The organism is Sphingomonas sp. TX0543, from assembly GCF_048565505.1.
Classification (GTDB): Bacteria; Pseudomonadota; Alphaproteobacteria; order Sphingomonadales; family Sphingomonadaceae; genus Sphingomonas.
This window is the reverse complement of the sequence record NZ_JBLZUS010000002.1, coordinates 1,775,650-1,801,933: the sequence shown is the minus strand read 5'-3', so window position 1 is coordinate 1,801,933 and position 26,284 is coordinate 1,775,650. Positions and strand designations below refer to the sequence as shown.

Sequence of the window (26,284 nt, the reverse complement as noted above, 5' to 3'; positions counted from 1 at the left end):
TGGGCTACAAAGCCTGTGCCGCCGCCCAGCCGCTCGCCCACGCCCATTGGAAGTTGTAACCGCCAAGCCAGCCCGTCACATCCACCGCTTCACCGATGAAATGCAGGCCGGGGATCCTGCGCGCTCCCATGGTCTGCGATGAAAGCTCAGCCGTGCTGACGCCGCCAGCGGTCACCTCCGCCTTTGCGAACCCTTCGGTGCCGTTGGGTGTGAAGCGCCATCCGGCGAGCATCTGCTCGGCATCGTTCAGCCGGGCGTCGGGAATGTTGGCCAGCTCGCCGGTCAGCCCGATCCGATCCGATAATGTGGCCGCAAGCCGGTCCGGCAAGACGCCTGCCAGCGTCTTGCCTAGCGTCATTCGCGGCGAGGTTCGCTTTGCTTGCTTGAGCCAGCCCGCCGCGTGATCGGGCAGGAAATCGATCGCCACCGCGTCGCCATGCCGCCAATAGGAAGACGTCTGCAGAATCGCAGGACCGGAGAGGCCCCGATGCGTGAACAGCGCCGCCTCCCGGAAGGCTGCCCTGCCAGCCTTCGCAACGATATCGGCGGACACCCCGGAAAGCGTGCGGAACAATTGCTCGTTCTCACCCAGCGTCAGCGGTACAAGCGCCGGGCGCGGCTCCACCACTTTCAGGCGAAATCGGCGCGCCACGTCATAGGCGAAGCCCGTTGCGCCCATCTTAGGAATGGATGGACCACCCGTCGCAATCACCAGAGCTGGCGCGCTTGCCGTCTGCTCCCCCAAGCTGACGCAAAAACGCGCATCGGCGTGATCGATGCCAGCTACCTTGTCGCCCAGCGTGAGGTCGACCGCGCCGCGATCACATTCCTCTAGCAGCATGTCGACGATCTGCCGCGCGGAGCCATCGCAGAAAAGCTGCCCGAGCGTCTTTTCATGCCATGCGATGCGATGCCGCCCGACCAGCTCCAGAAAATCCGCCGGGCCATAACGCGCCAGCGCCGAGCGCGCGAAATGTGGGTTCGCGGAAATGAAGCGATCGGGCGCCGTTCCGAGATTGGTGAAGTTGCAGCGACCGCCGCCGGAGATAAGGATTTTCTTGCCCGGCCGATCCGCATGGTCGATCAGCAGCACGCGCCGGCCGCGCTGCCCGGCCGTCGCCGCACACATCAACCCCGCCGCCCCCGCGCCAAGCACGATCGCGTCATAACTTCTGTTAGGCATCAGGATCGATCAGTGTAGTTTGGCGATCGAAAGGCCATCGAGCTTCGCCCGCTCCTTCACCGATTCCTCGCTGCGTGTCATCGCCTTGGCGATCGCCTTCAGCGCCATGCCCTTCTTGGCGAGCGTGTGGAGCTTCTGAATTTCGTCTTGGCGCCACGGCTGGCGGTGTCGTTCAAAGCGTTCGGCCATGCGATACTGTAGCTGAGCCAAGCGCGGATCGCTATGACACTTCTAACCAGGCGTAAGCACCATCTTCAATGCGCCTGCCTCGCGCCGCTCGAACAGCGCATAGGCCTCCGCGCCTTCACTTAGCGGGAGGCGGTGGGTGATATATTTCTCCGGTCGCAAACGGCCAGATTGGACTAGCGGAAACAGCACCGGCAGTTCTTCCGGCACCGAGCAGGTTCCCGTGCGGAAGGTGAGCCCAGCCGCGAACGCCCGCTCCAGCGGAAAGGGAAAACGCCGCGACTGCTGTACCCCGATCACAGAGACGGTGCCGCGCGGGCGCACCAGCCGAAGCGCCAGATCGACCGTCGCATCGCTGCCGACCACCTCGACTGCGCAATCGAGCTTGCGACCTGCGGTGGCATCCCGAATTTTCTCCAACGCCTCTTCCGGATGGAGCGCGATCGCGCCCGCGTCCGCCGCGAGCGCGCGCCGCTCAGGCACGGGATCGATTGCATAGACGATATGCGCGCCCATGACGAAGGCACTGTCCACGGTCATCAGCCCGATCGGCCCCAGCCCGATCACCGCCACACTGCTACCGGGCACGATATCGGCGTTGCGCGCGCCGAACCAAGCCGTCGCCATCGCATCAGTCATCATCAGCGCCTGTTCCGCAGACACGCCATCGGGGATTATCACCGCGTTCATGTCGGCAGCGGGCACCCGCACCGCCTCCGCCTGAGAACCCTGCAGTCGCGCCGACAAGCCGTAGCAGCCGCCTAGCCCGAACTCGCAGCGATTGACCACGCCTGCAAGGCAATAGCGGCACGCGCCGCAACCGGCCGCCGCCGGGATCATGACCTTGTCGCCAATCTTCAGCCGGTTCACCGCGCGTCCTGTTTCCACCACCTCGCCCACCGCCTCGTGACCGACGCAGAAGCCGATATCCTCGGAAAAGCCGTGGCCATGGTAGATATGAAGATCGCTGCCGCAGATTGAGCACGCTTCCACCTTGATGATGGCGTCACGATCCGATTGCGGGATGGGATCGTCCATTCCCTCGTAACGGACATCGCGCGCACCGTAATAGCGAAGAGCCTTCATCCCGCGTACCTCCCTGCACGCTTACCGCACGTTCGCGGCGACATATTCGGCGATCTTCTGCTTGCCGAGCTGCGACATATGCACCTCTTCCGGCCCATCGGTCAGCCGCACGTAACGATTCAGTGTGAAGAAATATGCGATCGGCGTGTCGTCACTGACTCCCATCCCGCCGTGCGCCTGAATCGCGCGATCGGAAACGGTCTGCGCCATTTTCGGCGCAATCACCTTGATGGCCGCAATCAGATCCTTCGCCCGCCTGTTGCCATATCGATCCATCGCATCGGCTGCCTTCAGCGTAAGCAATCGAGCCATCTCGACCTCGCAGAAACTGCGCGCCACATCCTGACGGATGCTGCTTTGATCGGCCAGCTTCTTGCCGAATGCGACCCGGCTGTCGACGCGGCGCGCCATATATTCCAGCGCGCGCTGCGCCTGCCCGATCGAGCGCATGCAGTGATGGATGCGGCCTGGCCCGAGCCGCCCCTGCGCGATCTCGAACCCGCGACCCTCGCCGAGGATAAGATTCTCCTTGGGTACGCGGACGTTGTCAAAACGCAGCTCCACCTCGCCACCCGGTGAATTATGCGAGCCGAATACGGTGAGATGCCGCACCACCTCAACGCCCGGGGTGCCACGCGGAACGAGGATCTGCGAATGCTGTGCGTGGCGCGGTGCGTCGAAATGGGTCTTGCCCATCACGATGAAAATGTCGCACCGCGGGTGCATCGCATTCGAGATCCACCATTTGCGGCCGTTTATGAGGTAATAGCCGCCGTCGGGGATGATCGACAGCTCCAGATTGGTGGCGTCGGAGGAGGCGACCTGCGGCTCGGTCATCACATACGCCGAGCGAATCTCGCCCGCGAGCAGCGGCTTCAGCCATCGCTCCTGCTGCTCGGCCGAACCGAACCTGGCGAGCACCTCCATGTTCCCGGTGTCAGGCGCGGAACAGTTGAACACCTGGCTCGACCACGGCACCCGCCCCATCGCCTCCGCCAGCGGCGCATATTCGAGATTGGACAACCCGGGCGAGAACGCGCCATATTCGTGCGGCAGGAACAGGTTCCACAGGCCCTGTTCGCGCGCCTTGGCCTTCAGCGCCTCCATCCCCGGCCATTCCTTCCACAGGTTCGCCTGGTCGTGGACGAAATCGTAATAGGCACGCTCGTTGGGATAGATATGCTCGTCCATGAAGGAATCGAGCCGCGCCAGCAGATCGGCCACCTTTTCGGTAAACTCGAAATTCATCCTCTAGCCCTCCCGAAGGCATTGCCGGGATGGCGCGTGCGCCGCCGGTTATCCCACGTCATCATGGTTATCCATATGGATAAGAGCATTTGACTCGGTCGGCTGTCAATGCCACGCCGCCAGCGATGAAAACCCCGGTGACACCAGGTCGCGCGGAGCCGGCCGCGCAGATCAAGGCGGTCGCGCTGAAACTGTTCGCGGAACGCGGGATCGACGGCGTTTCGGTTCGCGAGATCGCGACCGCCGCCGGGCAGAAGAACCATGCCGCCCTCACCTATCATTTCGGATCGAAGGACCGGCTGATCCGCGAACTGATCGTCGATGGCGCGCGCGCGATCGACGATCGCCGCAACGCGTGGCTCGATCAGGCGGAGGCGGGCGGCGGCCCCCGCACGGTGCTGGAAGTAATGGAATGCCTCGTCCGCACCTCCGTCTCGCTCGATGCGCCGACGTGCAGCGAATGCTATAACCGCTTCCTGATCGGCGTGCAGATGTCGAACCGCAACATCCTGACCGATGCGCTCGGCGACCGGTGGAATTCCGGCTATCAGCGGTGCCTGCGGCATATTCGCCGGCTGATGGCCGACGTCTCCCCGGCATCGCTCAACCAGCGCCTCGTATTCATGGGCGCGGCGCTGGGCGGCATCATGGCCGCGCGAGAGAATGAACTGGCGGATCATTCACGCCCGCACGCGATGTGGTCTCGCGACGCCACGCTTTCCCATATCGCGAAATCGATCGCGGCGCTGGTCGAACAGCGCTGACATCCAGACGGATGCGGCTTGCCCCGCGCGCGAAAGCGCGTAGCGTTCGGCACATGGCGCGGGCGGACATCGTCGCAGGGATATCGGTGGCCGGGCTGCTGCTGCCCGAGGCGGTAGCCTATGCCAGTATCGCCGGGCTGGAGCCTGCCCGCGCGATCACCGCTGCCGTCGCCGGCTGCCTCGCCTATGCCGCGATCGGGCGAAGCCGTTTCGCGATCGTATCGCCAACTTCGTCCTCCGCCGCGATCCTCGCCGCGGCGCTGGCCGCGATGCCCGGCGATGCCGCAACCCGCGCGATGCTGACAACGATCGCGGTGGCGTTCGCGGGGATAGTGTTCCTCGCCGCCGCTGCCTTGCGGCTGGGCGCACTGACAAACTTCATCGCCCGCCCCGTGCTGCGCGGCTTCGCGCTCGGGCTGGCGATCACGATCATCCTGCGACAATTGCCGGCGATCACCGGCATCGCGGTGCCGGGTGGCAACCTGCTGAAGCTGATAACCACGCTCGGCGGCAATATCGGCGCATGGCACGGCGCAAGCGTGGCGGCGGGAGCGCTCGCGCTGGCGCTGCTGCTGGGGCTGCGGCGATTCCACGGCCTGCCCGTTGCCTTCGTCGTGCTGGCGCTCGGCATCGCGGCATCGGTGCTGCTCGATCTGCCGGCACACGGCGTAAAGACCGTCGGCGACATTGCGCTGGCGCCGCGCCTGCCGACGGTGCCGAACCTCTCGTTCGGACAGGCATCCCGGCTGGCCCAGCTTGTCGTGCCGCTGGCGCTGATCCTGTTTGCGGAAAGCTGGGGCACGATGCGCGCGCTCGCGCTGCGGCATGGCGATATGATCGACCCCGATCGCGAGCTGGCGGCGATCGGCGGCGCGAATCTCGCCGCCGCGCTCGTACAGGGCATGCCGGTGGGCGCGGGTTTCTCGGGCGGCTCGGCAAGCGAGGCGGCGGGCGCCACATCCCGCTGGACCTCCGTCGTCGCGGGCGTAGCGCTGGCATTGCTGGCATGGTTCGGGCGTCCGGCGATCGCGCACCTGCCCGATGCGGTGCTGGCGGCGGTGGTGATCGCCGCATTGACCCACGCGCTATCGCCCGCGCCATTCGTGCATCTGTGGAAGATCGGTCGTGACGAGATCATCGCTTTCGCCGCCGCCGCGGCAGTGCTGATGTTCGGGGTGCTGGATGGGATGCTGATCGCGATCGGCCTGTCGCTCGCGGCGCTGATCCAGCGCATGGCCGCGCCGAACATCGCGAACCTCGGACAGCTCGACGGCGGGCACGATTTCGTCGATATGAGGCGCCACCCGGACGCAAGGCCCGTGCCGGGCGTGACGATCCTGCGGCCCGCCCAGACGCTGTTCTTCGGCAATGCGGAGCGCGTGTTCGGCGATGTCGCGAAGCGGCTGAACGGCGATCACGCGCTGGTACTCAGTCTTGAGGAAAGCTCCGACCTCGACAGTACCGCGCTCGATTGCCTGATCGAATTCGACGACCGGCTGACGCGCGACGGCATCCGGTTGCAACTCGCGCGCGTTCACGATCATATCCGCGATCTGTTCCTGCGTGCGGGACAGGACAGGCTCGTGGCGCGCAGCAGCTTCAGCGTCGCGGATGCGGTGGCGACGATAAGAGGAAATGGCGATGCAGGATTTTACCCCCGCGCTTCAACCCACCCCGATCCTGGACCTGCGGCCGACGCAGATGACGGTCGGCTACCGAGAGGTCGCGCGGAAGCGCCGTGACTGGCAGGAGCGCCCCAAGGACGCGGACGCGCATTTCCTGTCGCATCATCTCGTTCCCGCCGTGATCGGCCCGAAAAAGCGCCCGTGGCTGATCGACAACCATCATCTCGCGCTCGCGCTTCACGAGGCGGGTCAGGAAAGCGTACTGGTGCGCGTCGTCGCCGATCTCAGCCACCTCGCACCGAAATCCTTCCTGACGTTCATGGACAATCGCAACTGGCTCCATCCCTATGACGCGAGGGGCACGCGGCAGTCGATCGACGACCTGCCGAAAAAGATCACCAAGCTGGCGGATGACCCCTACCGTTCGCTGGCCGGGGAGCTGCGCCGGGCGGGCGGCTATGCCAAGAGCGACACGCCGTTCTCCGAATTTCTGTGGGCTGATTTCCTGCGCACCCGGCTCAAGCCGGCGCTGCTCGACAAGGATTTCGATACCGCGGTGGAACGGGCGCTGAAGATCGCGCACGGGGCCGACGCCGCCTATCTGCCGGGATATGCAGGGCCGCATGGCTGAACGGCGTTGAACCGACGGCTCGCCCGCCCCATGGCACCGCGATGAGATTGCTGATCGTCGAGGACAATGCCGAGCTTGCGGAGGCGATGAGCGAGGCGTTCGGCCGGCGCCATCTGCACTGCGACATCGCGCATGACGCGGGCGATGCGGAAATACTGATCCGCACGACGCGTTATGCACTGGTCATTCTCGATCTCGGGCTTCCCGACGAAGACGGGATCGATCTGTTGCGGCGGCTGCGTTCGGCGCGACATAACGAACCGATCCTCGTCGTCACGGCGCGCGGCGAGGTGGAGAACCGCATCCTCGGCCTGAGCGCCGGGGCCGACGATTACATGTCGAAGCCCTTCCACTTCGACGAGCTGCACGCGCGCGTATTGGCGATCCTGCGGCGCGAATCCGGCTACAAGGATCGCCTCTTGCGCGCCGGAGCGCTGGAGCTGGATACGGAGGCGAGACAGTTTCGCGTCGATGGCGCGCCGGTGGAATTCTCCGTCCGTGAGGGAGAGCTGGTGGAGCTGCTGATGCGCCAGCTCGATCGCGTCGTGCCGAAGCGCGTGCTGGAAGATCAGCTTTTCGGCGCGGGCGACACGCTCGGATCGAACGCGGTGGAAGTCTATATCCACCGTATCCGCAAGCATCTTAAAGAGGCCGGGCTGGCGCTGACCGTGCAAACGGTGCGCGGCGTCGGTTACATGCTGCAGACCCGGTGAGCCGGTATCAGCGCGCCGTCACCGGCGTGCCGCATGCCTGGAACAGCGCCACCGTATCGGTAAGCCGCGCGGCCGCCGCCTGGATGCGCTGCGCGCGTGCCTGCGATGCTGCAGACGAGGCGTTGAGCAGCCCCAGCGTGCCGACCGCGCCGAGCTCCAGCTGCCGCCGGGTCATGGCCAGCGTGCTGCTGGCGGCGGTATCCGCACGCGTCGCGGCGTCCAGCGCCGCGGCATCGGTGCGCAGGCCCGACAAGGCGTCGTCCACATCGAGAAACGCCTGGAGCGCGGCCGCGCGATACTGCGCCTTGGCCGCGTCCAGCGCTGCCTCTGCCGCGCGCTGGCGATGACGCAATTCGCCGGAGTGGAAGATCGGCTGGGTGATGCTGCCGAGCAGCGTGAAGAACGGATTGCCGCTCGCGAACATATCCAGGAAGCGCGTGGCGGAGCCGCCGGCGTTGCCGCTGAGCGTGATCGAGGGCAGCCGCGCCGCGATCGCCGCGCCCACGTCCGCCGCCGCACCGCGCACCTGCGCCTCGGCCGCACGGACATCGGGGCGGTGCGCAACGATATCGGCGGGTAGCGACACAGGCAGATCGGCCGGCAGGCGCAGTTCGTCGATCGTGGGGAGATCGGGCAGCGCAGACCCCGCAGGGCGGCCGATCAGCGACAGGATCGACCCCGCCTGATGATCGCGCTGGCGCTCCAGCCCCGGAAGCGTCGCCTCGACATTGGCGAGCACGGTCTGCTGCGCGGCGACATCAACCAGCCCCACATCGCCGAGCGCGCGCCGGCGTTCGAGCATCGCGACGAGCGCGCGATTGTCGGCGATCGCTTTTTGCGTCGCGGCGACCTGCGCTTCAAGCGCAGCATGCTGGATCACGGCCACGACCAGGCTGGAAACCGCGGTGATGCGCGCCGCGTCCAGCCGATGCGCCGCGACCTCGGCCGCCGCCCGCGCGGAGCGAACCGCGTTTCGCCCTGCGCCGAACAGATCGAGCGGATATGCCACCGTGACCTGCGCGGTATGCAGCGTGTAGGGATTCAGCCCCTGATCGTTCAGCGGCGTCTGCAACGCATTGGACACGCGCGCGCGCTGCGCCTGATAGTTGGCGTCGACCTGCGGCCCCTGTGCGCCAGCCGCGGCGCGCGCGAGTTCGCGTGCCTGGCGGAGACTGGCATCGGCGCTGGCGAGATCCTCGTTATGCGCAAGCGCGATCTGCACCAACGCATCGAGCTTCACGCTGCCGAACGCGCGCCACCAGTCCGCGAGCGCGGGCGCGCCCACATCCAGCCGCTGCGCGGTGCCGCTGTTCGAGACGATCGTTTCCTGTGCGCGCGCGGGCGGCAGCGCGGCCTCGGTAGATGGATGGCGCGGCGAAACCGTGCAGCCGACGAGCAGCGCGGCGCATGCCGCAATGGACAGGTTGCGCGTCATGCCGGCTCTCCCCGGCTCTCAGCCGACGGCCCGCGCGTGGCGAGGCTTTCGTGACGCGAGAAGCGCATGATGAGCACCGGCAGCACCAGCAGGATCAGCACCGGCGCGAGCGTCATGCCGCCCACCACCACCAGCGCGAGCGGCTTTTGCACCTGGCTGCCGATGCCGGTGGAGATCGCGGCCGGCAGCAGCCCGATCGCGGCGGCAAGGCACGTCATCACCACCGGACGCAGGCAATTGCGCACCGTGATCGCGATCGCCTCTTCATGCCCGTAGCCTTCGTTGACGTGGCTGTTGAACGTCGCGACGACGAGAATGCCGTCCATCACCGCGATGCCGAACAGCGCGACAAAGCCGATCGCCGCGGAGATGCTGAACGGCGTTGCCGTCAGCGCCAGCGCCAGCACGCCACCGATCAGCGCCATCGGAATCACACTGAACGCCAGCAGCGTATCGCGGATCGAACCGAAATTCGCGAACAGCAGCACGATGATGAGCAACAGGCTGATCGGCACCACGATCTGCAACCGCGCCACCGCATTGGCAAGGTTGCCCAACTCGCCCGCCCATTCGAGATGATAGCCGGGCGGCAGCACGACATGCCTGGCAATCCGGGCTTTCACCTCGTCCACGGTACTTCCCAGATCGCGGCCGCGCACGCTGAACTTGATCGGGACGTAGCGTTCCTGATGCTCGCGATAGATGAAGGAGGCGCCGGACGTCAGCCGGATCGTCGCGACCTCAGACAGCGGCACCTGGACCAGCCCGTTGCCACCCGGCGACGGCGCTCCCACCGTGATGCGTCGCAGCGCCTCGATATCGCCGCGCTGCGCGGGATCGAGGCGGACGACGATCGGGAAATAGCGGTCGGTATCCTTTTCGTAGAGGTTCGCCACGGAGCCACCGCCGATCGCCGCCGCGATCGTCTGATTGATGTCGTCCGGCGCGAGGCCATAGCGCGCCGCCGCCTTGCGATCGATATCGATGCGGACGGTCGGCTGGCCCAGCGAGTCCGATACGCCGAGATCGGCGATGCCGCGCACCTGCGCCATCTGCGCCTTGATCTCGGCGGCCACCTTTTCCAGCGTCTCCAGATCGCTGCCGAACACCTTGACCGAGTTCGCCCCCTTCACGCCCGACGACGCCTCGTCGACATTGTCCTGGATATATTGCGAGAATTCGAAATCCACGCCGGGATATTTCGCCTGCAGTTTCTGTTGCAGTTCGGCGGTGAGCTTCTCCTTGCTCGCCCCGGCGGGCCAATCCTCCGCAGGCTTCAGCGGCGCATAGAATTCGGCGTTGAAGAAGCCGGTCGCGTCTGTCCCGTCATCGGGGCGGCCGTGGGTCGAGACGACGCGCTCCACCTCCGGCCGCTCGGCGACGATGCGGCGAATGCCGTTCACCACCGGCTGGCCCGCCTCCAGCGAGATCGACGCCGGGAGGGACGCGCGGATATAGAGATTGCCCTCCTCCAGATGCGGCAGGAATTCCACGCCAAGCGCACGCACCGCGAACAGCGACACCGCCAGCGCGATGCCCGTCAACCCCAGCGTCAGCACGCGGTTCGCCAGCGCGAACGACACCGCCGGCTCGGATGCGCGCCGCAATTGCCGCACCACCCAGGTATCGACCTCGGCAAGCTTGTCCGGCAGCAGCAACGCCGACAGCACCGGCGCCACGGTAAAGGCCGCCACCAGCCCGCCGGCGATGGCATAGGCATAGGTCTTGGCCATCGGGCCGAAGATGTGCCCCTCCACCCCCGTCAGCGTGAACAGCGGCAGGAAGCTGGCGATGATGATCGCCGCGGCGAAGAAGATGCCCCGGCTGACATCGGTGGAGGCATGGAGGATCGCGGAAAAGCGGTTTGCCGTGCTGGCGTTGATCCGCCCGCTGCCGATCGCATGCGAACGCTCGGCCATGCGGCGATAGATCGCCTCCACCATGATGACCGCGGCATCGACGATCAGCCCGAAATCGAGCGCGCCCAGCGACAGCAGGTTCGCCGATTCCCCTTGCAGGATCAGCACCAGCACGGCGACCGACAGCGCGAACGGGATCGTCACCGCCACGATCAGCGCGCTGCGCAGATTGCCGAGGAAAAGCCATTGCAGGGCGAAGATCAGCAGCACGCCCATGACGAGGTTGTGCATCACGGTATGCGTCGTCACGCCGATCAGGTTCGAACGGTCGTAGATGCGTTCGAGGTGGACGCCCGGCGGCAGCACGCCGCCCGCGTTGATCGTCTCCACCTCCTGCTCGACCGCGCGGATCGCCGGCATGGATTGTGCGCCGCGTTGCATCAGCACGATGCCCATGACGATATCGTCGTCGGCCCCATCCCCGGCGATGCCCAGGCGCGGCATGTTGCCGATCTTCACCGTGCCCACATCGCGCAACAGCACCGGCGTCGAACCGGCCATGCCGACCATCGTGTCGCGGATCGCATCGACCGAGTGGATCAGCCCGACGCCGCGCACGATCGCCGCCTGCTCACCGAAATTCACCGTCTGGCCGCCGACATTGCCGTCGCTCTTGCCGAGCGCCGCCAGCACCGCCGGCACCGTCACGCCGTGCGCGACCAGCCGGTCTCGATCGAGCTGCACCTCATAGGTACGCAGCTTCCCGCCCCAGCCGGTAACGTCCACGACGCCCGGCAGGCGCTTGAAGCGGCGCTGGAGCACCCAGTCCTGAAGGGTCTTGAGGTCCATCACCGAATAGCCGGGCGGCCCGACCACCTGGTAGCGGTAGATTTCGCCGATCGGGCTGGTCGGTGACAGCGTGGGTTGCGCGCCATTCGGCATCGGCGGAATCTGGGAGAGGCGACCGAGCACGAGCTGCTCCGCCTCCCGGAACGTCACGTCGTAGGTGAACTGGATCTTCACGTCGGACAGGCCGAACAACGAGATCGAGCGCACCGCCGTCACATGCGGCAGCCCCGCGATCGCCACCTCGATCGGGGTGGTGACATTGCGTTCCATTTCCTCGGCCGAGGTGCCGTCGCTCTGCGTCAACACCTCCACCATCGGGGGCACGGGATCCGGATACGCCTCGATATTGAGGTTCGCGAAGCCGACCGCCCCCGCCATGACAAGGCCGATCAGGAGCGTGAGGACAAGCATCCGCTGGCGCAGCGCCAGCTCCACCAGCCGGTTCATTGATCGAGACCCGCCTCGTTCACGAACAGCGCGCCCCGGGTGACCACACGATCGCCCGCCTTCAGCCCCTGAAGGATACGAGTAAAACCGCCATCGCTGGCACCGGCGCGCACGGCCCGGGCATACAGCAGCCCGTCTCGACCGAGCACCCAGACGCGGGCGTTATCCCCCTCGTGGATTATCGCCGATCCCGGCACCAGCACGGCATTGTCACCGCTGAGTTGCCGGCGGATCGTGAACGAGGCGAACATCTGTGGCTTAAGCGCGCCATCGGGGTTGCTGATCGAGGCGCGCACCGGCAGCCGATGGCTGTTCGGATCGAGCGCCGCGCCGACATTCTCGATCCGCGCATCGAAACTGCGGCCCGGGAGCGCCGGCGTCGTCACCTGCACCTGATCGCCGACGTGCACGGCGGCGGCATCGCTTTCCGCCACCTGGGCGACCAGCCACACTCGGGTTGGATCGGTGATCGTCATCAAGGGCGTGCCGCTGCCGGCGGCAATGTATTGCCCCGGCGCGACGCTGCGGTCTGCGATCAGCCCCGCGACCGGCGCGCGATAGACGGTTGCGGGCTGCCCCGGCCGCCCGTCTCCGTCGCCGCGCCGGCCGAAGATCGCCAGATGATTCTGCGCCGCCCGCACGGACGATTCCGCGGTACGCAACGTCGATTGCGCCGCAACCAGATCGGCCTGCGCCTGCGAGAAATCCTTCAGCGCGCCGCCGGCGGTTTCGTAGATCGCCTTCTGCCGCGTAGCATTGGCCTGCGCCACCCTGAGCGATTCGGCGGCGGTCGCGCGCTGTGCGCTGGCCGTCAGCAGCGCGTTGCGCGCGTCCACCATTTCCGGCGAGGCGATGCGGAGCAGCGGCTGCCCCTTCGCGACGCGCTGCCCCGGCTCGACATAGACGGCCAGCACCTGCCCGGAGAAAGGCAACAGGACCGGCGCGCTGCGATCGCCATCGACCGCGATCGCGCCGCTCGCGCGGACGAGCTGCGCGTCCGCCCCGGCCGTCACCGGCGCGATCGTGAGCTGCGCGAGCTGCTCGCGGGTCGGCCGGAAAGCGCCGGCTGGCAACCTGGCCGCAGGCGGCGGCGTGGTCGTGAACAGCGCACGCACGCCGGCGATCAGCAACAGGATCGCGATCACCGCCGCCGCCACCAGCGCGACAAGCCTGATCTGCCCGCCGCGGCCGATTTTGCGCGCCGGCGGCAATGGTGAGTGAGAAACTGAATGGTCGGTCAAAATGCTCTACCCGCAGCCAGCTGGTGCCACGCCCCCCGGATTGGCGAGCCTAATTGGCGCGCTCTATTCCACGTCGCTTACATGGACATTACGTTAAGCACCACGCGCGGATAGCACCGATCCGGCAGTAAGGCCGACGTAAGCAACGATGCGCACGATGCCCACGATCGGCCCGCATCACCGTATCCCGCGCGGGCGGGAGAAGCCTGACGTGTCTCCATCCCTCCCTCGCGCTGCCGCCTCGCTGCTCGGCTGTTTTCTGTTGATCGCGGGCGTCACCGCAGCGTCGCTTCATCTGTGGCCGGATCGCCCGTGGCTCCTGTTCGTTTTCATGGCGCTGAGCTTCGTCGTCATCGCGATCACGGCTGGTCGAAACGCGGGGTTCGCGAGCGTCGGCCTCGGGGCGCTTGCGCTAGCGTTCGCGCTGCCGGGTGAGGGTCTGGCCGTGCTGAACCCCGATGATGCGCTAGCGCTGGTCGCCACGGTGGCGCTTGGCTTGCTCGTCGTGTGGTTCGCCGCGCGTTCGGCCAGACGCTACGAGTTGCTTGCGGCGGAGCTCGAGAAAACGACGGCGGACCGCGATCGCGCCACCGCCCTGCTGCGCGAACTTTCGCATCGGCTGGCCAACGATCTCGCGATGCTGGTTTCCACCGCCTCGCTGGCTTCGCGCCAATCCAGCAATCCCGAAACCGTCACCGCGATGGAGAGCCTGATGTCTCGCCTCATCGTGCTTAGCCGGGTCTATCAGCGCCTGCGCGTGGATGAAGCCACCAGCGAGCAGGTCGAACTGAGCACATTCCTGGGCAGCCTTTGCAACGATATGCAGCAGACCCGCTTCAGCATGCGGCCGATCTCGCTGAAGGTCGATGTTGATCGATGCGCGGTTCCGCTCGCACAGGCGGTGATCCTGGGCCTGATCACGAACGAGCTGCTCACCAACATCTCCAAACATTCCTATCCCGACGATCGGCCGGGTAACGTGAGCGTGCAACTGCGGCCACATCCGTTCCGAACCGATGCGATGCAACTGACGGTCAGCGACGACGGCGTCGGCTTCACGCCAGCGGCTGACAACGGCACGCATCTGGGCCATCGCCTGATCGCGGCGCTCGCCTCGCAACTGGGCGGGGACATCGCGATGGCGCGCCGCGACGGGCAGACGATCGCGACGCTGCATTTTCCCATGGCCGCGCACGACGCCGACTCCTCACGAGCGGCTGAAACCCGCTAGCGAGCCTGCTCCGCCCGCAATGCAGCCAGCAGCGGCTCATCGGCGGCAGGCATTGGCAGCGCCGATAGCGCTTCCACGTCGGCCCAGCGCAATTCCGCGGCTTCCAGCGCATCCGGCTCGCCGCTCCAGCGACGGCAGCGGAACAGCATCAATACAAGATGCCGTGCATCGAGCCGCTGGCTCGCAAAGGTCACCGGCGCGAGATCGGCCGGGTGCACGACGATGCCCAGTTCCTCCTTCAGCTCCCGGCACAAGGCGTCCTCCGGCGATTCGCCGCGCTCGATCTTGCCGCCGGGAAACTCCCACAGCCCTGCCAGCGCCTTCCCGGCCGGCCGGCGCTGCATGAGCACGCGACCGGCCGGATCGGTGAGCGCCACGGCGACAACCGGAAAAAGTTCGATCTGGATGGTCATGTCGACAATTCGTTAAACCTGTCCTGCCATTTTTGGCTCATGTTCCGACAGCGACCATCTCGCCTGCCAGGATTTCGCGCGTTCGGCGCGAGGCTGCGGCGTGACCGGCGCGGGGCGACGGCGGTCGAATACGGCCTGATCGCCGCGCTGATCGTGGTGGTGATGATCGTCAGCATCGTGGAAGTCGCGTCGACGACGACCGGCATGTGGAACAACGTGGCGTCGAAAGTCGTCAACGCGCAATAACCGGCCCGCGACCGGCGGCAAAGAAATTCCGTCCTTAAACATTCCTCAACCTGACCAGTCTATCGATTCGCTCACTGGATAGGGGGACCCTCGATCCAGTCGGGTGACTGAAGCTTTGGCTACCACTGGAGATCGAAGATGCAGAAGATTCGTACCTTTCTGAAGAATTCGAAGGGCGCGACCGCGATCGAATACGGCCTGATCGCCGCGCTCATCGCCGTTGCAGCCATCAGCGCGATGGGCGCGCTGGGCAACAAGCTGACGACGACGTTCAACAACGTGTCGAGCAACATGAAGGCCACCTGATCCTTCAGGTTCTTCAATAGCGGAAGGGGCGGCGAACCATCGGTTCGTCGCCCTTTCTCTATCCGCGGGCAAGCACCGCGCCGAAAGCCGCGACATCGACGTTGCCGCCCGAGAGGATCACGAGCATCCCGGCTTCGACCGCGACCCGCCCGGCCAGCAGCGCCGCCAGCGCCACCGCGCCACCCGGCTCGACCACCAGGCGCAACCGCTCCGCCGCCCAGCGCTGCGCCGCCGCGACCTCCTCCTCGCTGACGGCGATCCCCTTCGCATCGCGGCGGGCCAGCACGTCGAAGGTGAGCGACGACACCTGTTTCGTCTGAAGCGCATCGCATGCAGTCGGCGGTGGATTGGGGCCGACCGGCTCGATCCAGCTCGACTCGAGGCTCCGCGCCATATCGTCCCACCCCTGCGGCTCCACGATGGTGATGCGCGCATCGGGCAGCGCGAGCGCGATCCCGGCCGCCAATCCCCCGCCCCCGCACGGAATGACCGCGTGGGAAGGCGATCCCAGCCCTGCTTCCGCCATCTGCCTGACAGCCTCGATCGCGGCGCTCCCCTGCCCCTCGATCACCCAGGGATCATCGAAGCTGGGCACCAAGGTCGCGCCTCGCGCCTCGGCAAGGCGGGCGGCGATCAGTTCGCGGCTTTCGGTGGCGCGGTCGTAATCCACCACTTCCGCACCCAGCGCGAGGGTCGATTCGCGCTTCGCTCGCGGCGCATCGGCCGGCATCACGATCGTCGCGGCGATGCCGAGGCGCCGTGCCGCCCAGGCGATTCCCTGCGCGTGATTGCCGGACGAAAAGGCCACCACCCCCCGCGCGCGCGAATCCGCATCCAGCGCCGTCAGCCGGTGCCATGCCCCGCGGATCTTGAAGGCGCCGATCGGCTGCAACGACTCGGCCTTGAAGGCAACGGGCACACCATTGATTTCATGAACGAAAAGCGGCGTCGGCGGCAGGATCGCGGCGATCTTTGCGGCGGCATCGCGCACCCCCGCCCGAGTGGGCTGTCGCACAATCGTCACAATCGATCTCTCATTGTCTAAATCCACTTTACAATCGGGGCCAGCGATCCTAACTCGCCCGTCCGCTGCCCCATGGGACTTCCAACCGCAAGGCAGCTTTTTTCGCTCGACGCCGCAAGGCAATTGGAGGTCCCTTGAGTTGCACCAGCATCATAGCGCGCTGGGGCTAGCTGCCCCCTCGATAGTTTCCGCCACCATCGTCGGCGGAGCCATTGACATTGCGAAGCGGAAGCCGGTTCAGCCGGTGACGCTGATCCGTCCGCACGCCGCCGCGCGGGCCGCCCGCTTCTTTTCGGAGAAGTTTCCGGGCCGCTCGATGTATGCGGTGAAGGCGAACCCCAGCCCCGAGCTGATCGCAACGCTGTTCGAAAACGGCATTACGCATTTCGATGTCGCCTCGATCGCCGAGGTGCGGCTGGTCGCCCGTGTCGCGCCCGATGCCACCTTGTGCTTCATGCATCCGGTGAAGGCGGAGGAGGCGATCGCCGAGGCGTATTTCACGCATGGCGTGCGCGTATTCAGCCTGGACAGCCTGGAAGAGCTGGACAAGATCACCCGCGCGACCCGCAATGCAAGCGATCTCACGCTGTGCGTGCGCCTGCGCGTGTCATCCGAACATTCCAAGCTCAGCCTCGCATCGAAATTCGGCGTGCCGGCGCACGAAGCGAAGCCGCTGCTGATGGCAGCGCGGCAGGCGGCGGATGCGCTGGGCATCTGCTTCCATGTCGGCAGCCAGGCGATGACGCCGGAAGCCTATGCCGAGGCGATGGAACGCGTTCGGCAGGCGATCGTCGATGCGGCGGTCACCGTCGACGTGGTGGATGTGGGCGGGGGTTTCCCCTCTTCCTATCCGGGAATGGAACCGCCGCCGCTGGAGCGATTCTTCGAGACGATTCACCGTGCCTTCGAAAGCCTGCCGATCAGCTATTCGGCGGAACTGTGGGCGGAGCCTGGTCGTGCGCTGTGCGCCGAATACAGCTCCGTCGTGGTGCGCGTGGAAAAGCGTCGCGGCAACGAGCTGTATGTCAACGACGGCGCTTACGGCGCGTTGTTCGACGCGGCGCATATCGGCTGGCGCTTTCCGGTCATATTGCTGCGCGAGCCGGAATCGACCGTGCGCGATCACCCGTTCTCCTTCTACGGCCCGACCTGTGACGATCTGGATCATATGGCGGGGCCATTCCTGCTGCCGGCGGACGTGCAGGCCGGGGATTATATCGAGATCGGAATGCTCGGCGCCTATGGCGCGGCGATGCGCACCGCGTTCAACGGCTTCGGATCGGACGAGACGATCGTCGCGCTCGATGAGCCGATGGTATCGCTCTACACGCTCGCCGAGCCGCAGGTCGCGAACAACGTCGTAACGCTGTAACAGCCGCAGGGCAGGGTTTCGGGCGGCAGCGCGCTTTTGGCGCGCCGCCGCCCTTGGGGTTTCCGCGTCCCCTTCAATGACGACGGTATCGCATGCGGGAGTTTCCCATGACCGACACACTCAACAAAACCGCCGCGGCAAACGCGCCGATCAACGACACCCGCAAGGCGGAACTGCTCTCGAAGCAGGTGAAGCATATCGACATCAAGAGCTTCGACGCGCGCCCGATCGTCGACGCGATGGCCGATATGAGCTTCACCAGCCGCGATCTCGGCCGCGCCACCAAGATCTACAACGAGATGCTCGCGGACAAGGATTGCACCGTCTGCCTCGTGATCGCCGGCTCCACCTCCGCGGGCGGCTGCATGGATCTGTATGCGGAGCTGATCCGCAACAAGATGGTCGATGTGGTGGTCGCCACCGGGGCGACGATCGTGGACATGGATTTCTTCGAAGGCCTCGGCCACAAGCATTATCAGGCGCAGGAAATCCCCGACGACGACACGCTGCGCTCGCTCTACATCGATCGCATCTACGATACCTATATCGACGAGGAGCAGCTTCAGGATTGCGACTTCACGATCAACAAGATCGCCAACGAACTGGAGCCGAAGGCATATTCGAGCCGGGCCTTCATCCGCGAGATGGGCAAGTATCTCGCCGAGCACGGCAAGAAGGAGAACAGCCTCGTCAAGCTCGCCTATGAGCATGACGTGCCGATCTTCTGCCCCGCTTTCGTGGATTCGTCGGCGGGCTTCGGCCTCGTCAAGCACCAAGTGGACAATGCCAGGGCCGGCAAGCCCTATCTGATGATCGACGCGGTGGCCGATTTCCGCGAACTTACCGAGATCAAGATCCAGGCCGGTACCACCGGCCTGCTGATGATCGGCGGCGGCGTGCCCAAGAATTTCATCCAGGACACCGTGGTGTGCGCGGAAATCCTCGGCCACGAGGATGTCGAGGTGCATAAATACGCCGTGCAGATCACCGTCGCCGATGTGCGCGACGGCGCCTGCTCCTCCTCAACGCTGCAGGAGGCGGCGAGCTGGGGCAAGGTGAACACCGGCATCGAACAGATGGTGTTCGCCGAAGCCGGATCGGTAATGCCGCTGCTCGCATCCGACGCCTATCATCGCGGGCACTGGAAGGATCGGCCGGAGCGCCGCTGGGCGAAGCTCTTCGCCTGAACCGGCAAAAGCCGGCGGGTGCTGTTCCAAAACGGGATGGCATCCGTCGGCAGGCGGGCATTCACCTTTATATTGTAATCAAAAGCTACTACCGGGACAGAAGGTAAAACTGATAAATCTGATCCGGGAGAATAGAAATGCTGCGCATGTTGACACCATCCATCGCGATCGCCGCGCTTGCTGCCGCGACGCCAGCCCTTGCCGACACCTATACCAAAGCCAGTTTCTCGGGCGGCACTTTCGGGGGCGGCGCAAACGTCCAGTCTCCCTTCAGCGGCAACGGGTTTTTTCCCGGTCAGACGTTCAGCGGCAGCTTCGTGTTCGACAACAATCTTATTCCGGCCGCGGGTTCGGGCTATGTCAATGTTTTCGGAAACAGTTTCCCGGACTATGCAAACATTCCCGCCGCGGACCTGTTCACGTTCAATTTCGGACCGTTGACATTCAACGCCGCCAACGCAGCGTCGCCGGCCGCCGTTCAGTATAACAACGGCAATTTCAACGGCTTCTTCTACATTTCCGATTTCGCCTTCCAGGGCGCGAATTACCAGTTGCAGATCCAGGGCGGCAGTATTTCCGTCGTGGCGCTCGATAATCAGGGCAATCCCGGCTTCAACAGCCTGGTCAATGGCTACATCAACATCGGCAATAACGCCGTGACCGATCAGGCTCCCTACGTGCCCGTGGTCGCGGGCGGCGCCGTGCCCGAACCGGCGACCTGGGCCATGCTGATCTTCGGTTTTGCCGGAATCGCCGGATCTATGCGCCATCGCAAGGCGAAGGTGTCGTTCGCCTGATTCGATCGGCTGAGCGGAATGATGGATATCGTTCCGCTCAGCCGAACAGCCGCGTCAGGCTTTTTTCCAGCATCACGAACTGCCACAGTGTCCGGCCGTGTTCCTCACGGCCGACCCGGTGCGCCTCCGCCAGCCGCGCGATGCGATCGAGATCGAACCATCCGGTATCGGACAGCGTGCGTGACCTGGCGAGCGCCGCCGCCTGCGCCGCCAGCGGGCCGCGAAACCACGCGCCGACCGGCGTGACGAAGCCCATCTTCGGGCGATAGAGTATATCCTGCGGCAAATAGCGCTCCAGCGCCCTCTTCATCAGCCATTTGCCCTGCCCGTGCCGCAACCGCATCGAGCCCGGCAGCCGGGCGGCGAATTCCACCAGCCGGTGATCGAGCAGCGGCTCTCGCACCTCCAGGCTCACCGCCATGCTGGTGCGATCGCTCTTGGTGAGGATATCGCCGGGCAGCCAGATCTTCATGTCGGCATATTGCGCACGATCCAGCCCGTCACGCGCAGGTGCATCCCGCATCGCGATGACATAGCGATCCTCCGCCCGATGACCGGCCAGCGCGCGCCGCGCCACGTCGCTGAACAAGGCGCCGCGCAACTCGGGCGTCGTCACGCCTACGGCGCGGGCGTAAGCCTCGCCCCCGTCCGCCGCCAGCTCGAGCAGGGTTGCCTTGGCGCGCAGCGGCCGGGGCGCCCAATCCGCCTTGGGATACATCCGCCCCAGCGATCCGAACAGGCCCGCGCGCAGCCCGGCCGGCAGCATCCCCCTCACCCGTTCCTCGGCGGCATGAAACCGATAGCGACGATAGCCGGCCAGCGCCTCATCAGCCCCGTCGCCGGACAGCGCGACCGTCACCTGCTCCCGCGCCAGCGAGCACACCTGCCACGTCGCAAGCGCCGACGCATCGGCGAACGGCTCGTCGAAAGCGTGGGCGAGCGTATCGATCAGGCCGAAATCATTCGCGTCGACGATCCGCTCGCGATGATCGGTCGCGAAGCGCGTGGCGACGGCAGCCGCATGGGCACGCTCGTCATAGTCGGAAGCGTCGAAGCCGATCGTGCAGGTCTTCACCGCGTGCGGCGACTCCTCTGCCATCAGCGCGACGACAGCGGAACTATCGACACCGCCCGACAGGAAAGCGCCTAGCGGCACATCCGCCACCATCCGCGAGCGAACCCCCTCCCGCATGTGCGCGAGCAATTGCGCCCCCAGCGCGTCAGCGTTGCCCGGCACGCGATCGGCGAAGGAGATATCCCACCAGCGGCGCGGGGCGGGCACCGGCTTGCCGCGCTCGACGAGCAGGTAATGGCCCGCCGGCATCTTCTTCACGCCGGCGACGATGCAGGCATCATCCGGGACATAGCCGAATGCCAGATAATCCTCGACCGCGCGCACATCCGGCACGCGCCGCACCAACGGATGCGCGAGCAACCCCTTCAATTCCGATGCAAAGGCCAGCGCCCCATCGGCCAGTTCGGCATAGTGAAGCGGCTTTACGCCGAGCCGGTCCCGCGCAAGGAACAGCGTGTTCGCGCGCGCATCGTGGAGCGCGAAGACGAACATGCCGACCAGGCGATCGAGCATCGCCGGCCCCCAGGCCTCCCAGGCAGCGAGCAGCACCTCGGTATCCCCGTCGCTGCGGAAGGCCCAGCCGCGTGCGGCCAGTTCGCGACGAAGCTCGCGGTAATTGTAGATCTCGCCGTTGAAGCTGATCGTCAGCGCGCCGTCTGCGCTCGCCATCGGCTGGGGCGAGCCCGCGACATCAATGATCGACAGCCGGCGATGGCCGAGACCGACGCCCGGCGCAGTCCACACGCCAGCTCCATCCGGCCCGCGGTGTGTCATCGCATCGGCCATCGCGCGCACACGGGCGGGATCAACCGGCTTCGGCGTACCCGAATAGTAGAGCCCGGCGATGCCGCACATCAGCGCGGCGCCGTCACGCGATCGGCGACCCCATCGATCGGGCCGAGCGCCGCACGGAAGCGCTCGATCGCGGCGCGCGCGTTCGGCCCCTCCGCCGACAGATGAATCGCGACCGCCGCCTGATCGCCGCCCAGCATCCGCGCCTTCAACGTGGCGAATTTCACGATTGTCTCTTCCCCGGTGACCATGCCGCCGGCGCGATACCATGACGCCACCATCCGCTCCACCGGGCCGGGCGCCGTGATCCGCATCGTGCTGCCGCCCGCCACGGCCGGCTCGTCCGACACGCGCACCCACACATCATTCTCGCGCAGCGGGCCGGTGCCGAACGCGGCGAGCTTGTGCCCTTCGCGCTGGCTCGCAAAGACGGCGACCGCCATGTCCACCACCTCCCCGGCACCGTTTGCATAACGGCCGAAAAGGTAATGATCGGCAGCGGGATAATAAGGTTGCCACGGCGCCGCCACGCTGAGCGGCGCGCGCTGCCAGCCCGGCACCTGCGGAAGCGTGATCCGGCCCGGAAGCGGCGCGGCGCGAGCAGCGATCGCGGCGCTCCACCCCGCGAACAGCCCCGCTGTCGCCAATACCAGCGCTGCCGCCGGAACGAGCGCAAGCCTGTGGCCGAACGCGTGCGACAATGCGGCCGGATCGAACGCGGGGTCATCCGGCGCACGATCGAACCACCGCCAGCCGATCGCCATCACAACGGCCATCACCGCGCCGAAAAACAACCAGCCATAGACGATGTGATCGAACCCCGTCGCCCGCTCCACCGATGTGAGATTCGCGGCATAGATCGTGCCGAATGCGCGGACACCGTTGGCGATCACCGGTACGATGATGCAGACCATGAGAAACATCGCCCGCCGCCGCCACGCGGTGAAGCACAGGTTGGCCACCAGCACGCCATAAGCGAGCATCGCGATAACAAATTTAGCGCCGGAGCAGGCTTCCGCTACCTCGAAGTAATAGCGGCCGGCGTGGATCAGCACGCCGTCGACTACCGCCGGCACGCCGACCAGATGGAGCAGCGGCAAGGTGATCGCCACCGTCACACGCTGCAATGGCGGCTCCAGCATCTCGCCGAACGGCACGAGGAACAGGGCGTAGCACAAGGGAAACATCAGCCCGCGCGCGACATTGGCGCCCAGCAGCGTAACGACCGCGCCCTGCAGCATCATCACCAGCCCGAATTGCCGCGCGAACGCCACACCCGCCGCGTCGCCGACCAGCCAGCCGAAGCCGCCCGCCGCGACGATCGCCAGCCCGGGCCACCAGGCATGCGGTTGCAACGCCGCCAGCTCGCGCCGCCGGATCCACACCAGCCAGCCGATGACCGGGCCGATGAACAGGCAATGGCCGAAGGTGGTGCTGGTCCACCAGATCGACACGAGGTGGAACAGATCGTGATGAAAGGTCGCAAGTATCAGCGCCGTCACCAATCCCAGCGCGAGCAATGATCGCCGCCATTCCGGCGTGGCCGATCGCGGCGCGGCGGCTGGGGCGAGCGCCAGCATCATGCCGCCGCCCGCGTCTCCGGCGAAAGGCCGAGCAGGCGATCGAGCGGCGCCAGCGCGGCGCCCCAATCGTATCGGGCGATCACCCGCGCGCGCGCGGCATCCCCCAGCGCGCGCGCGGCGGCCGGATCGGTAAGCAGCGCATTCACCGCCGCGACGAACGCATCGGCATCGCTTGCAACGCGGATGGTGCCGTCATGATCGATGCCCTCCGCCGCCGCCGAGGAAGCGACGACCGGACGGGCCATCGCCATCGCCTCCAGCACCTTGTTCTGCACGCCGCGCGCGAGCTTCAGCGGCGCCACCACCACGCTCGCCGCGGCAAGCCAGCCGCGCACGTCCGCCACCTCGCCGGTGACGATCACGCGATCGCGCGCCAGAGCGCGCACCTCCGCATCCGGCGCGCGGCCGACGATCGCGAAGCGCACATCCGGGATGCGCGGCAGCATCTCGCGCGCGAACCACAATACCGCCTCGATATTGGGCCGATAATCCATCTGCCCGGTAAAGACGACCAGCGGCCCCTGCCCCACCACCGGCACATGCGGCACGGCGGGATCATAACGTTTGGTATCGATGCCGTTCTCGACCGCGAGGCTGCCGGGCAGCAGCGCCGCCTCCGCACCGCTCACGAACAGGCTGGCATCGACACGCCCCGCCACCTCTCGCTCGAACGTGGCGAGCAACCGGGCCTCGCGTTGCATCATATGCCGCGTCACGCCGCCGGCATCCTGCGCGTAGGCGGCGAACTTCGCGGAATCGAGATCGACGAAATCCATGATCGTGCGCGGCCCGGACACGGGGAGATACTGCGCCATCTGCCCGGAAAAGACGTAGATGGCGTCGATCGGCCGCCGCGCGAGGATATCGCGCACCGCGCGTTCGACCTGCGGATGCGCGAAGGCGGCCAGCGACACCGGCTGCGCGGTCGCGAGCGCCTCTACCGACGCGCGGATCCGCGATTTGGTGCGCGGGACGATGACGCATTCATCCACCAGCGCGCGATGCGGCGGGGCGGGCGCCAGATCGCGCGGATCATCGGCGAACGCCACCAGATGCACCCGTGCGCGCGCCGCCAGATGACGCAGCACATGAAAGCTGCGGATCTTGTCGCCGCGATCCGGCGGAAACGGCACGCGATGGGCCAGGAACAATATCTCGCTCATCCCAGGCCCCGGCTGATCCATGGCCCGATCAGATTGGCGAGCGGCAATGGCAATCGCCGCCACGTCCGCACCATCAGCGCATATTTCGGATTGAGCGGATTGACCGCGCGTGCCGCGCCCTCGCTCCACCGCGCGTAAACCAGCGGCACCCCCGCAAAGCCCCAGTTCCGCTTGAACGCCGCCGCGCCCGTCCCCGCCTTCGACCGGCCGAAATCGAAGCGGGTGCAGCCGCGCGCGCGCGCGTGCGACATCAGCGCGAAATACATTCGGTCGTTGGCGCGCAGGTCTCTCGCCGCCACGGTGCCGCCACCCCAGTAAGGATAGACCGTATCGTTGAGATAAAGGCTGAGAACGCTGGCAACGGGGCGCCCCTTGTGGCGCACGGTCACCACGTCGGCATCCATCGTTTCCAGAACCGCGCGGAATAGCGCGCGCGGGAATACGGGGGTGCCGAGATTGCGGACCGATTCGGCATAGACCGCATAATGCTCGTCCGCGCACTCGATGCCGCCGCTTGCGATTTGCAGATCGTTCGCCAGCGCCCTGCGCACTTCCGCGCGCTGCTTGCGTGGAATCGCCGCGAGTTCGGCATCATCGTCACTGGCGAGCGGGCGGACGAAGCCGAGGTACGTGGTGTCGTCGATCGCCCAGCCATCGGGCGCCGGGCCGCCACGCAATTCGATCGACGGCAGGCCGAACGACCGCGCCGCCGCGATCAGAACGTCCGCCCCTTCGCCGAGCAATCCGCCATCGACCGCAAACCCGGCCGAGACCAGTGCATTGCCGAACAGCGGCGAGCGCATCTCGGTTAGCGGAAGCAGGCCGACGATCGCGTCGCCGCGCTGCGCCACGAGATAACGCGCGCGCTGGCCGCAGCCGCGCTCGACCGCACGGCTCCAGGCCGGGAGATGAAACGGCGTCGCCCCCGGTTGCGCATGGACGAATGCCGCGATCGCCGCATCATCCGACCGCGCGGCCTGACGCGCGACGACGCAGCTCATCGGCCTGCCGCGATCGCGTCGATCCGCCCCCATTGGTGACGCCCGACCAGCCCCCTCAGCTTGCCCGCCATCGCGCCAAGCCTGCTGTAGTGCCGCAATTTCGAGCGGAGCGGCGCGCTCGCGACCCGCGGCTGGCCGGGATCGACCTCCCACGGATGAAAATAGAAGATCGCCGGCTGCCCGGCTGCGTTGACCTGTCGCACCGCGAAATCGGTGAGCGCGGCGGGCAAGAGACGAAAGAAGCCGCCGCCGGTTGCCAGCCTGCGGCCGCCGACCTGCGCGACCGTTACCGGCAATTCGACCAGCGCGGCGTCCTTCAGCGGATGCCAGGCATAGCGCGGGCTTTCGCGCCAGCCATAATGATCGTGCGCGATCGGCGCGACGCTGGAGGAATAGGCATAGCCCTCCTCCGCCAGCACCTGATGCGCCCAGGGCGTGCGCGCGTCGATCGAAAAGCTCGGCGCGCGATAGCCGGTGACGGCGACGCCCCCGGCATCCTCCAGCGTGGCGCGCGTGCGGCGCAGATCATCGCGAAAGGCGGCCGCGTCCAGCGTGAAGACGCGCGCGTGATCCCAGCCGTGGCTGGCCAGCTCATGCCCCTCCGCCACGATGCGGCGGATCAGCGCGGGATGACGCGCCGCGACCCAGCCAAGGGTGAAGAACGTCGCCTTCACCGCTGCCTCCGCGAAGAGATCCAGCACGATGCCGGTGTTGCGCTCGACGCGCGATTGGAGCGCATCCCAATCGCCGCGAACGATCGTCTTCTCGAACGCGCCGACCTGGAACCATTCCTCGATATCGACCGACAGGCCGTTCAGCACAGCCAT

The 26,284-nt window shown here is 66.3% G+C and carries 24 protein-coding genes; 10 read left to right on the top strand and 14 right to left on the bottom strand.

Annotated features, from left to right (window positions below; genetic code table 11):
- Positions 1 to 4: 4 nt before the first annotated feature.
- Genes ACM61V_RS09280 through ACM61V_RS09265 form a run of 4 tightly spaced genes read right to left on the bottom strand, consistent with a single transcriptional unit; the run spans position 5 to position 3,703 of the window.
- Positions 5 to 1,183: an NAD(P)/FAD-dependent oxidoreductase gene (locus tag ACM61V_RS09280; protein WP_137785758.1), complete on the bottom strand. Its 1,179-nt coding sequence runs from the start codon at positions 1,181 to 1,183 to the stop codon at positions 5 to 7.
- A gap of 9 nt (positions 1,184 to 1,192) precedes the next feature.
- A complete protein-coding gene (locus ACM61V_RS09275; protein WP_137785952.1) occupies positions 1,193 to 1,372 on the bottom strand; it encodes a hypothetical protein in 180 nt (59 codons plus the stop codon).
- Between the two features lie 42 nt (positions 1,373 to 1,414).
- On the bottom strand, positions 1,415 to 2,455 hold the full coding sequence (locus tag ACM61V_RS09270) for an alcohol dehydrogenase family protein (protein ID WP_137785759.1): 1,041 nt from the start codon (positions 2,453 to 2,455) through the stop codon (positions 1,415 to 1,417).
- A gap of 21 nt (positions 2,456 to 2,476) precedes the next feature.
- Positions 2,477 to 3,703: an acyl-CoA dehydrogenase family protein gene (locus tag ACM61V_RS09265; protein WP_137785760.1), complete on the bottom strand. Its 1,227-nt coding sequence runs from the start codon at positions 3,701 to 3,703 to the stop codon at positions 2,477 to 2,479.
- A gap of 89 nt (positions 3,704 to 3,792) precedes the next feature.
- Here ACM61V_RS09265 and ACM61V_RS09260 point away from each other — a divergent pair, with 89 nt between their 5' ends.
- From ACM61V_RS09260 to ACM61V_RS09245, 4 genes are read left to right on the top strand one after another with little or no spacing between them, the layout of a single operon-like run.
- The gene (locus tag ACM61V_RS09260) at positions 3,793 to 4,467 is read left to right on the top strand and encodes a TetR/AcrR family transcriptional regulator (protein ID WP_212742162.1); all 675 of its coding nucleotides are present in this window, start codon (positions 3,793 to 3,795) and stop codon (positions 4,465 to 4,467) included.
- Between the two features lie 53 nt (positions 4,468 to 4,520).
- Positions 4,521 to 6,209 carry a SulP family inorganic anion transporter gene (locus ACM61V_RS09255; protein ID WP_137785761.1) on the top strand — a complete coding sequence of 563 codons (1,689 nt, stop codon included), beginning with the start codon at positions 4,521 to 4,523 and terminating at the stop codon, positions 6,207 to 6,209.
- Positions 6,169 to 6,723 (top strand): ParB-like protein, encoded by a 555-nt coding sequence (locus ACM61V_RS09250; RefSeq protein WP_249341432.1) that lies wholly within the window; start codon positions 6,169 to 6,171, stop codon positions 6,721 to 6,723. The genes ACM61V_RS09255 and ACM61V_RS09250 overlap by 41 nt, the downstream gene beginning before the upstream one ends.
- A 41-nt stretch (positions 6,724 to 6,764) precedes the next feature.
- Entirely contained in the window at positions 6,765 to 7,436 is a 672-nt protein-coding gene (locus tag ACM61V_RS09245) for a response regulator transcription factor (protein WP_137785763.1), read from the top strand.
- Positions 7,437 to 7,443: 7 nt separating this feature from the next.
- Here ACM61V_RS09245 and ACM61V_RS09240 read toward each other — a convergent pair whose 3' ends face one another.
- From ACM61V_RS09240 to ACM61V_RS09230, 3 genes are read right to left on the bottom strand one after another with little or no spacing between them, the layout of a single operon-like run.
- Positions 7,444 to 8,871, bottom strand: coding sequence for an efflux transporter outer membrane subunit (locus ACM61V_RS09240; protein ID WP_137785764.1), 1,428 nt, complete (start codon positions 8,869 to 8,871; stop codon positions 7,444 to 7,446).
- On the bottom strand, positions 8,868 to 12,026 hold the full coding sequence (locus tag ACM61V_RS09235) for an efflux RND transporter permease subunit (protein WP_137785765.1): 3,159 nt from the start codon (positions 12,024 to 12,026) through the stop codon (positions 8,868 to 8,870). Before ACM61V_RS09235 ends, ACM61V_RS09240 begins: the two co-directional genes overlap by 4 nt.
- The gene (locus ACM61V_RS09230) at positions 12,023 to 13,267 is read right to left on the bottom strand and encodes an efflux RND transporter periplasmic adaptor subunit (RefSeq protein ID WP_249341433.1); all 1,245 of its coding nucleotides are present in this window, start codon (positions 13,265 to 13,267) and stop codon (positions 12,023 to 12,025) included. The genes ACM61V_RS09235 and ACM61V_RS09230 overlap by 4 nt, the downstream gene beginning before the upstream one ends.
- 157 nt (positions 13,268 to 13,424) lie before the next feature.
- Here ACM61V_RS09230 and ACM61V_RS09225 point away from each other — a divergent pair, with 157 nt between their 5' ends.
- A complete protein-coding gene (locus ACM61V_RS09225) occupies positions 13,425 to 14,498 on the top strand; it encodes a sensor histidine kinase (protein WP_171007493.1) in 1,074 nt (357 codons plus the stop codon).
- Here the strand turns inward: ACM61V_RS09225 and ACM61V_RS09220 are convergent.
- The gene (locus tag ACM61V_RS09220) at positions 14,495 to 14,911 is read right to left on the bottom strand and encodes a (deoxy)nucleoside triphosphate pyrophosphohydrolase (RefSeq protein ID WP_137785767.1); all 417 of its coding nucleotides are present in this window, start codon (positions 14,909 to 14,911) and stop codon (positions 14,495 to 14,497) included. The genes ACM61V_RS09225 and ACM61V_RS09220 overlap by 4 nt on opposite strands.
- 39 nt (positions 14,912 to 14,950) lie before the next feature.
- On the opposite strand from ACM61V_RS09220, the gene ACM61V_RS09215 reads away from it, so the two are divergent.
- Both ACM61V_RS09215 and ACM61V_RS09210 read left to right on the top strand, forming a co-directional pair.
- Positions 14,951 to 15,157, top strand: coding sequence for a Flp family type IVb pilin (locus tag ACM61V_RS09215; RefSeq protein WP_137785768.1), 207 nt, complete (start codon positions 14,951 to 14,953; stop codon positions 15,155 to 15,157).
- A gap of 138 nt (positions 15,158 to 15,295) precedes the next feature.
- The gene (locus ACM61V_RS09210; protein WP_137785769.1) at positions 15,296 to 15,463 is read left to right on the top strand and encodes a Flp family type IVb pilin; all 168 of its coding nucleotides are present in this window, start codon (positions 15,296 to 15,298) and stop codon (positions 15,461 to 15,463) included.
- Positions 15,464 to 15,521: 58 nt separating this feature from the next.
- Here the strand turns inward: ACM61V_RS09210 and ACM61V_RS09205 are convergent, their stop codons facing one another.
- Positions 15,522 to 16,487 (bottom strand): threonine ammonia-lyase, encoded by a 966-nt coding sequence (locus ACM61V_RS09205; RefSeq protein ID WP_171007494.1) that lies wholly within the window; start codon positions 16,485 to 16,487, stop codon positions 15,522 to 15,524.
- 139 nt (positions 16,488 to 16,626) lie between these two features.
- On the opposite strand from ACM61V_RS09205, the gene ACM61V_RS09200 reads away from it, so the two are divergent.
- The 3 genes from ACM61V_RS09200 to ACM61V_RS09190 all read left to right on the top strand — a co-directional run bounded on the left by ACM61V_RS09200 (position 16,627) and on the right by ACM61V_RS09190 (position 19,843).
- On the top strand, positions 16,627 to 17,859 hold the full coding sequence (locus tag ACM61V_RS09200; protein ID WP_137785770.1) for an alanine racemase: 1,233 nt from the start codon (positions 16,627 to 16,629) through the stop codon (positions 17,857 to 17,859).
- Between the two features lie 107 nt (positions 17,860 to 17,966).
- Positions 17,967 to 19,046, top strand: a complete 1,080-nt coding sequence (locus tag ACM61V_RS09195; RefSeq protein WP_137785771.1) for a 1,9-bis(guanidino)-5-aza-nonane synthase — start codon at positions 17,967 to 17,969, stop codon at positions 19,044 to 19,046.
- 137 nt (positions 19,047 to 19,183) lie between these two features.
- The gene (locus ACM61V_RS09190; RefSeq protein WP_137785772.1) at positions 19,184 to 19,843 is read left to right on the top strand and encodes a PEPxxWA-CTERM sorting domain-containing protein; all 660 of its coding nucleotides are present in this window, start codon (positions 19,184 to 19,186) and stop codon (positions 19,841 to 19,843) included.
- 37 nt (positions 19,844 to 19,880) lie between these two features.
- Here ACM61V_RS09190 and ACM61V_RS09185 read toward each other — a convergent pair whose 3' ends face one another.
- From ACM61V_RS09185 to ACM61V_RS09165, 5 genes are read right to left on the bottom strand one after another with little or no spacing between them, the layout of a single operon-like run.
- Positions 19,881 to 21,773, bottom strand: coding sequence for an XrtA/PEP-CTERM system amidotransferase (locus ACM61V_RS09185; RefSeq protein WP_419713957.1), 1,893 nt, complete (start codon positions 21,771 to 21,773; stop codon positions 19,881 to 19,883).
- Positions 21,773 to 23,293, bottom strand: coding sequence for an exosortase A (gene xrtA / locus ACM61V_RS09180; RefSeq protein WP_419713956.1), 1,521 nt, complete (start codon positions 23,291 to 23,293; stop codon positions 21,773 to 21,775). The genes ACM61V_RS09185 and xrtA overlap by 1 nt, the downstream gene beginning before the upstream one ends.
- Entirely contained in the window at positions 23,290 to 24,456 is a 1,167-nt protein-coding gene (locus ACM61V_RS09175; protein ID WP_419713955.1) for a TIGR03087 family PEP-CTERM/XrtA system glycosyltransferase, read from the bottom strand. Before ACM61V_RS09175 ends, xrtA begins: the two co-directional genes overlap by 4 nt.
- Positions 24,453 to 25,457: a FemAB family XrtA/PEP-CTERM system-associated protein gene (locus ACM61V_RS09170; RefSeq protein ID WP_137785775.1), complete on the bottom strand. Its 1,005-nt coding sequence runs from the start codon at positions 25,455 to 25,457 to the stop codon at positions 24,453 to 24,455. The genes ACM61V_RS09175 and ACM61V_RS09170 overlap by 4 nt, the downstream gene beginning before the upstream one ends.
- Entirely contained in the window at positions 25,454 to 26,284 is an 831-nt protein-coding gene (locus ACM61V_RS09165; protein WP_137785776.1) for an XrtA system polysaccharide deacetylase, read from the bottom strand. Before ACM61V_RS09165 ends, ACM61V_RS09170 begins: the two co-directional genes overlap by 4 nt.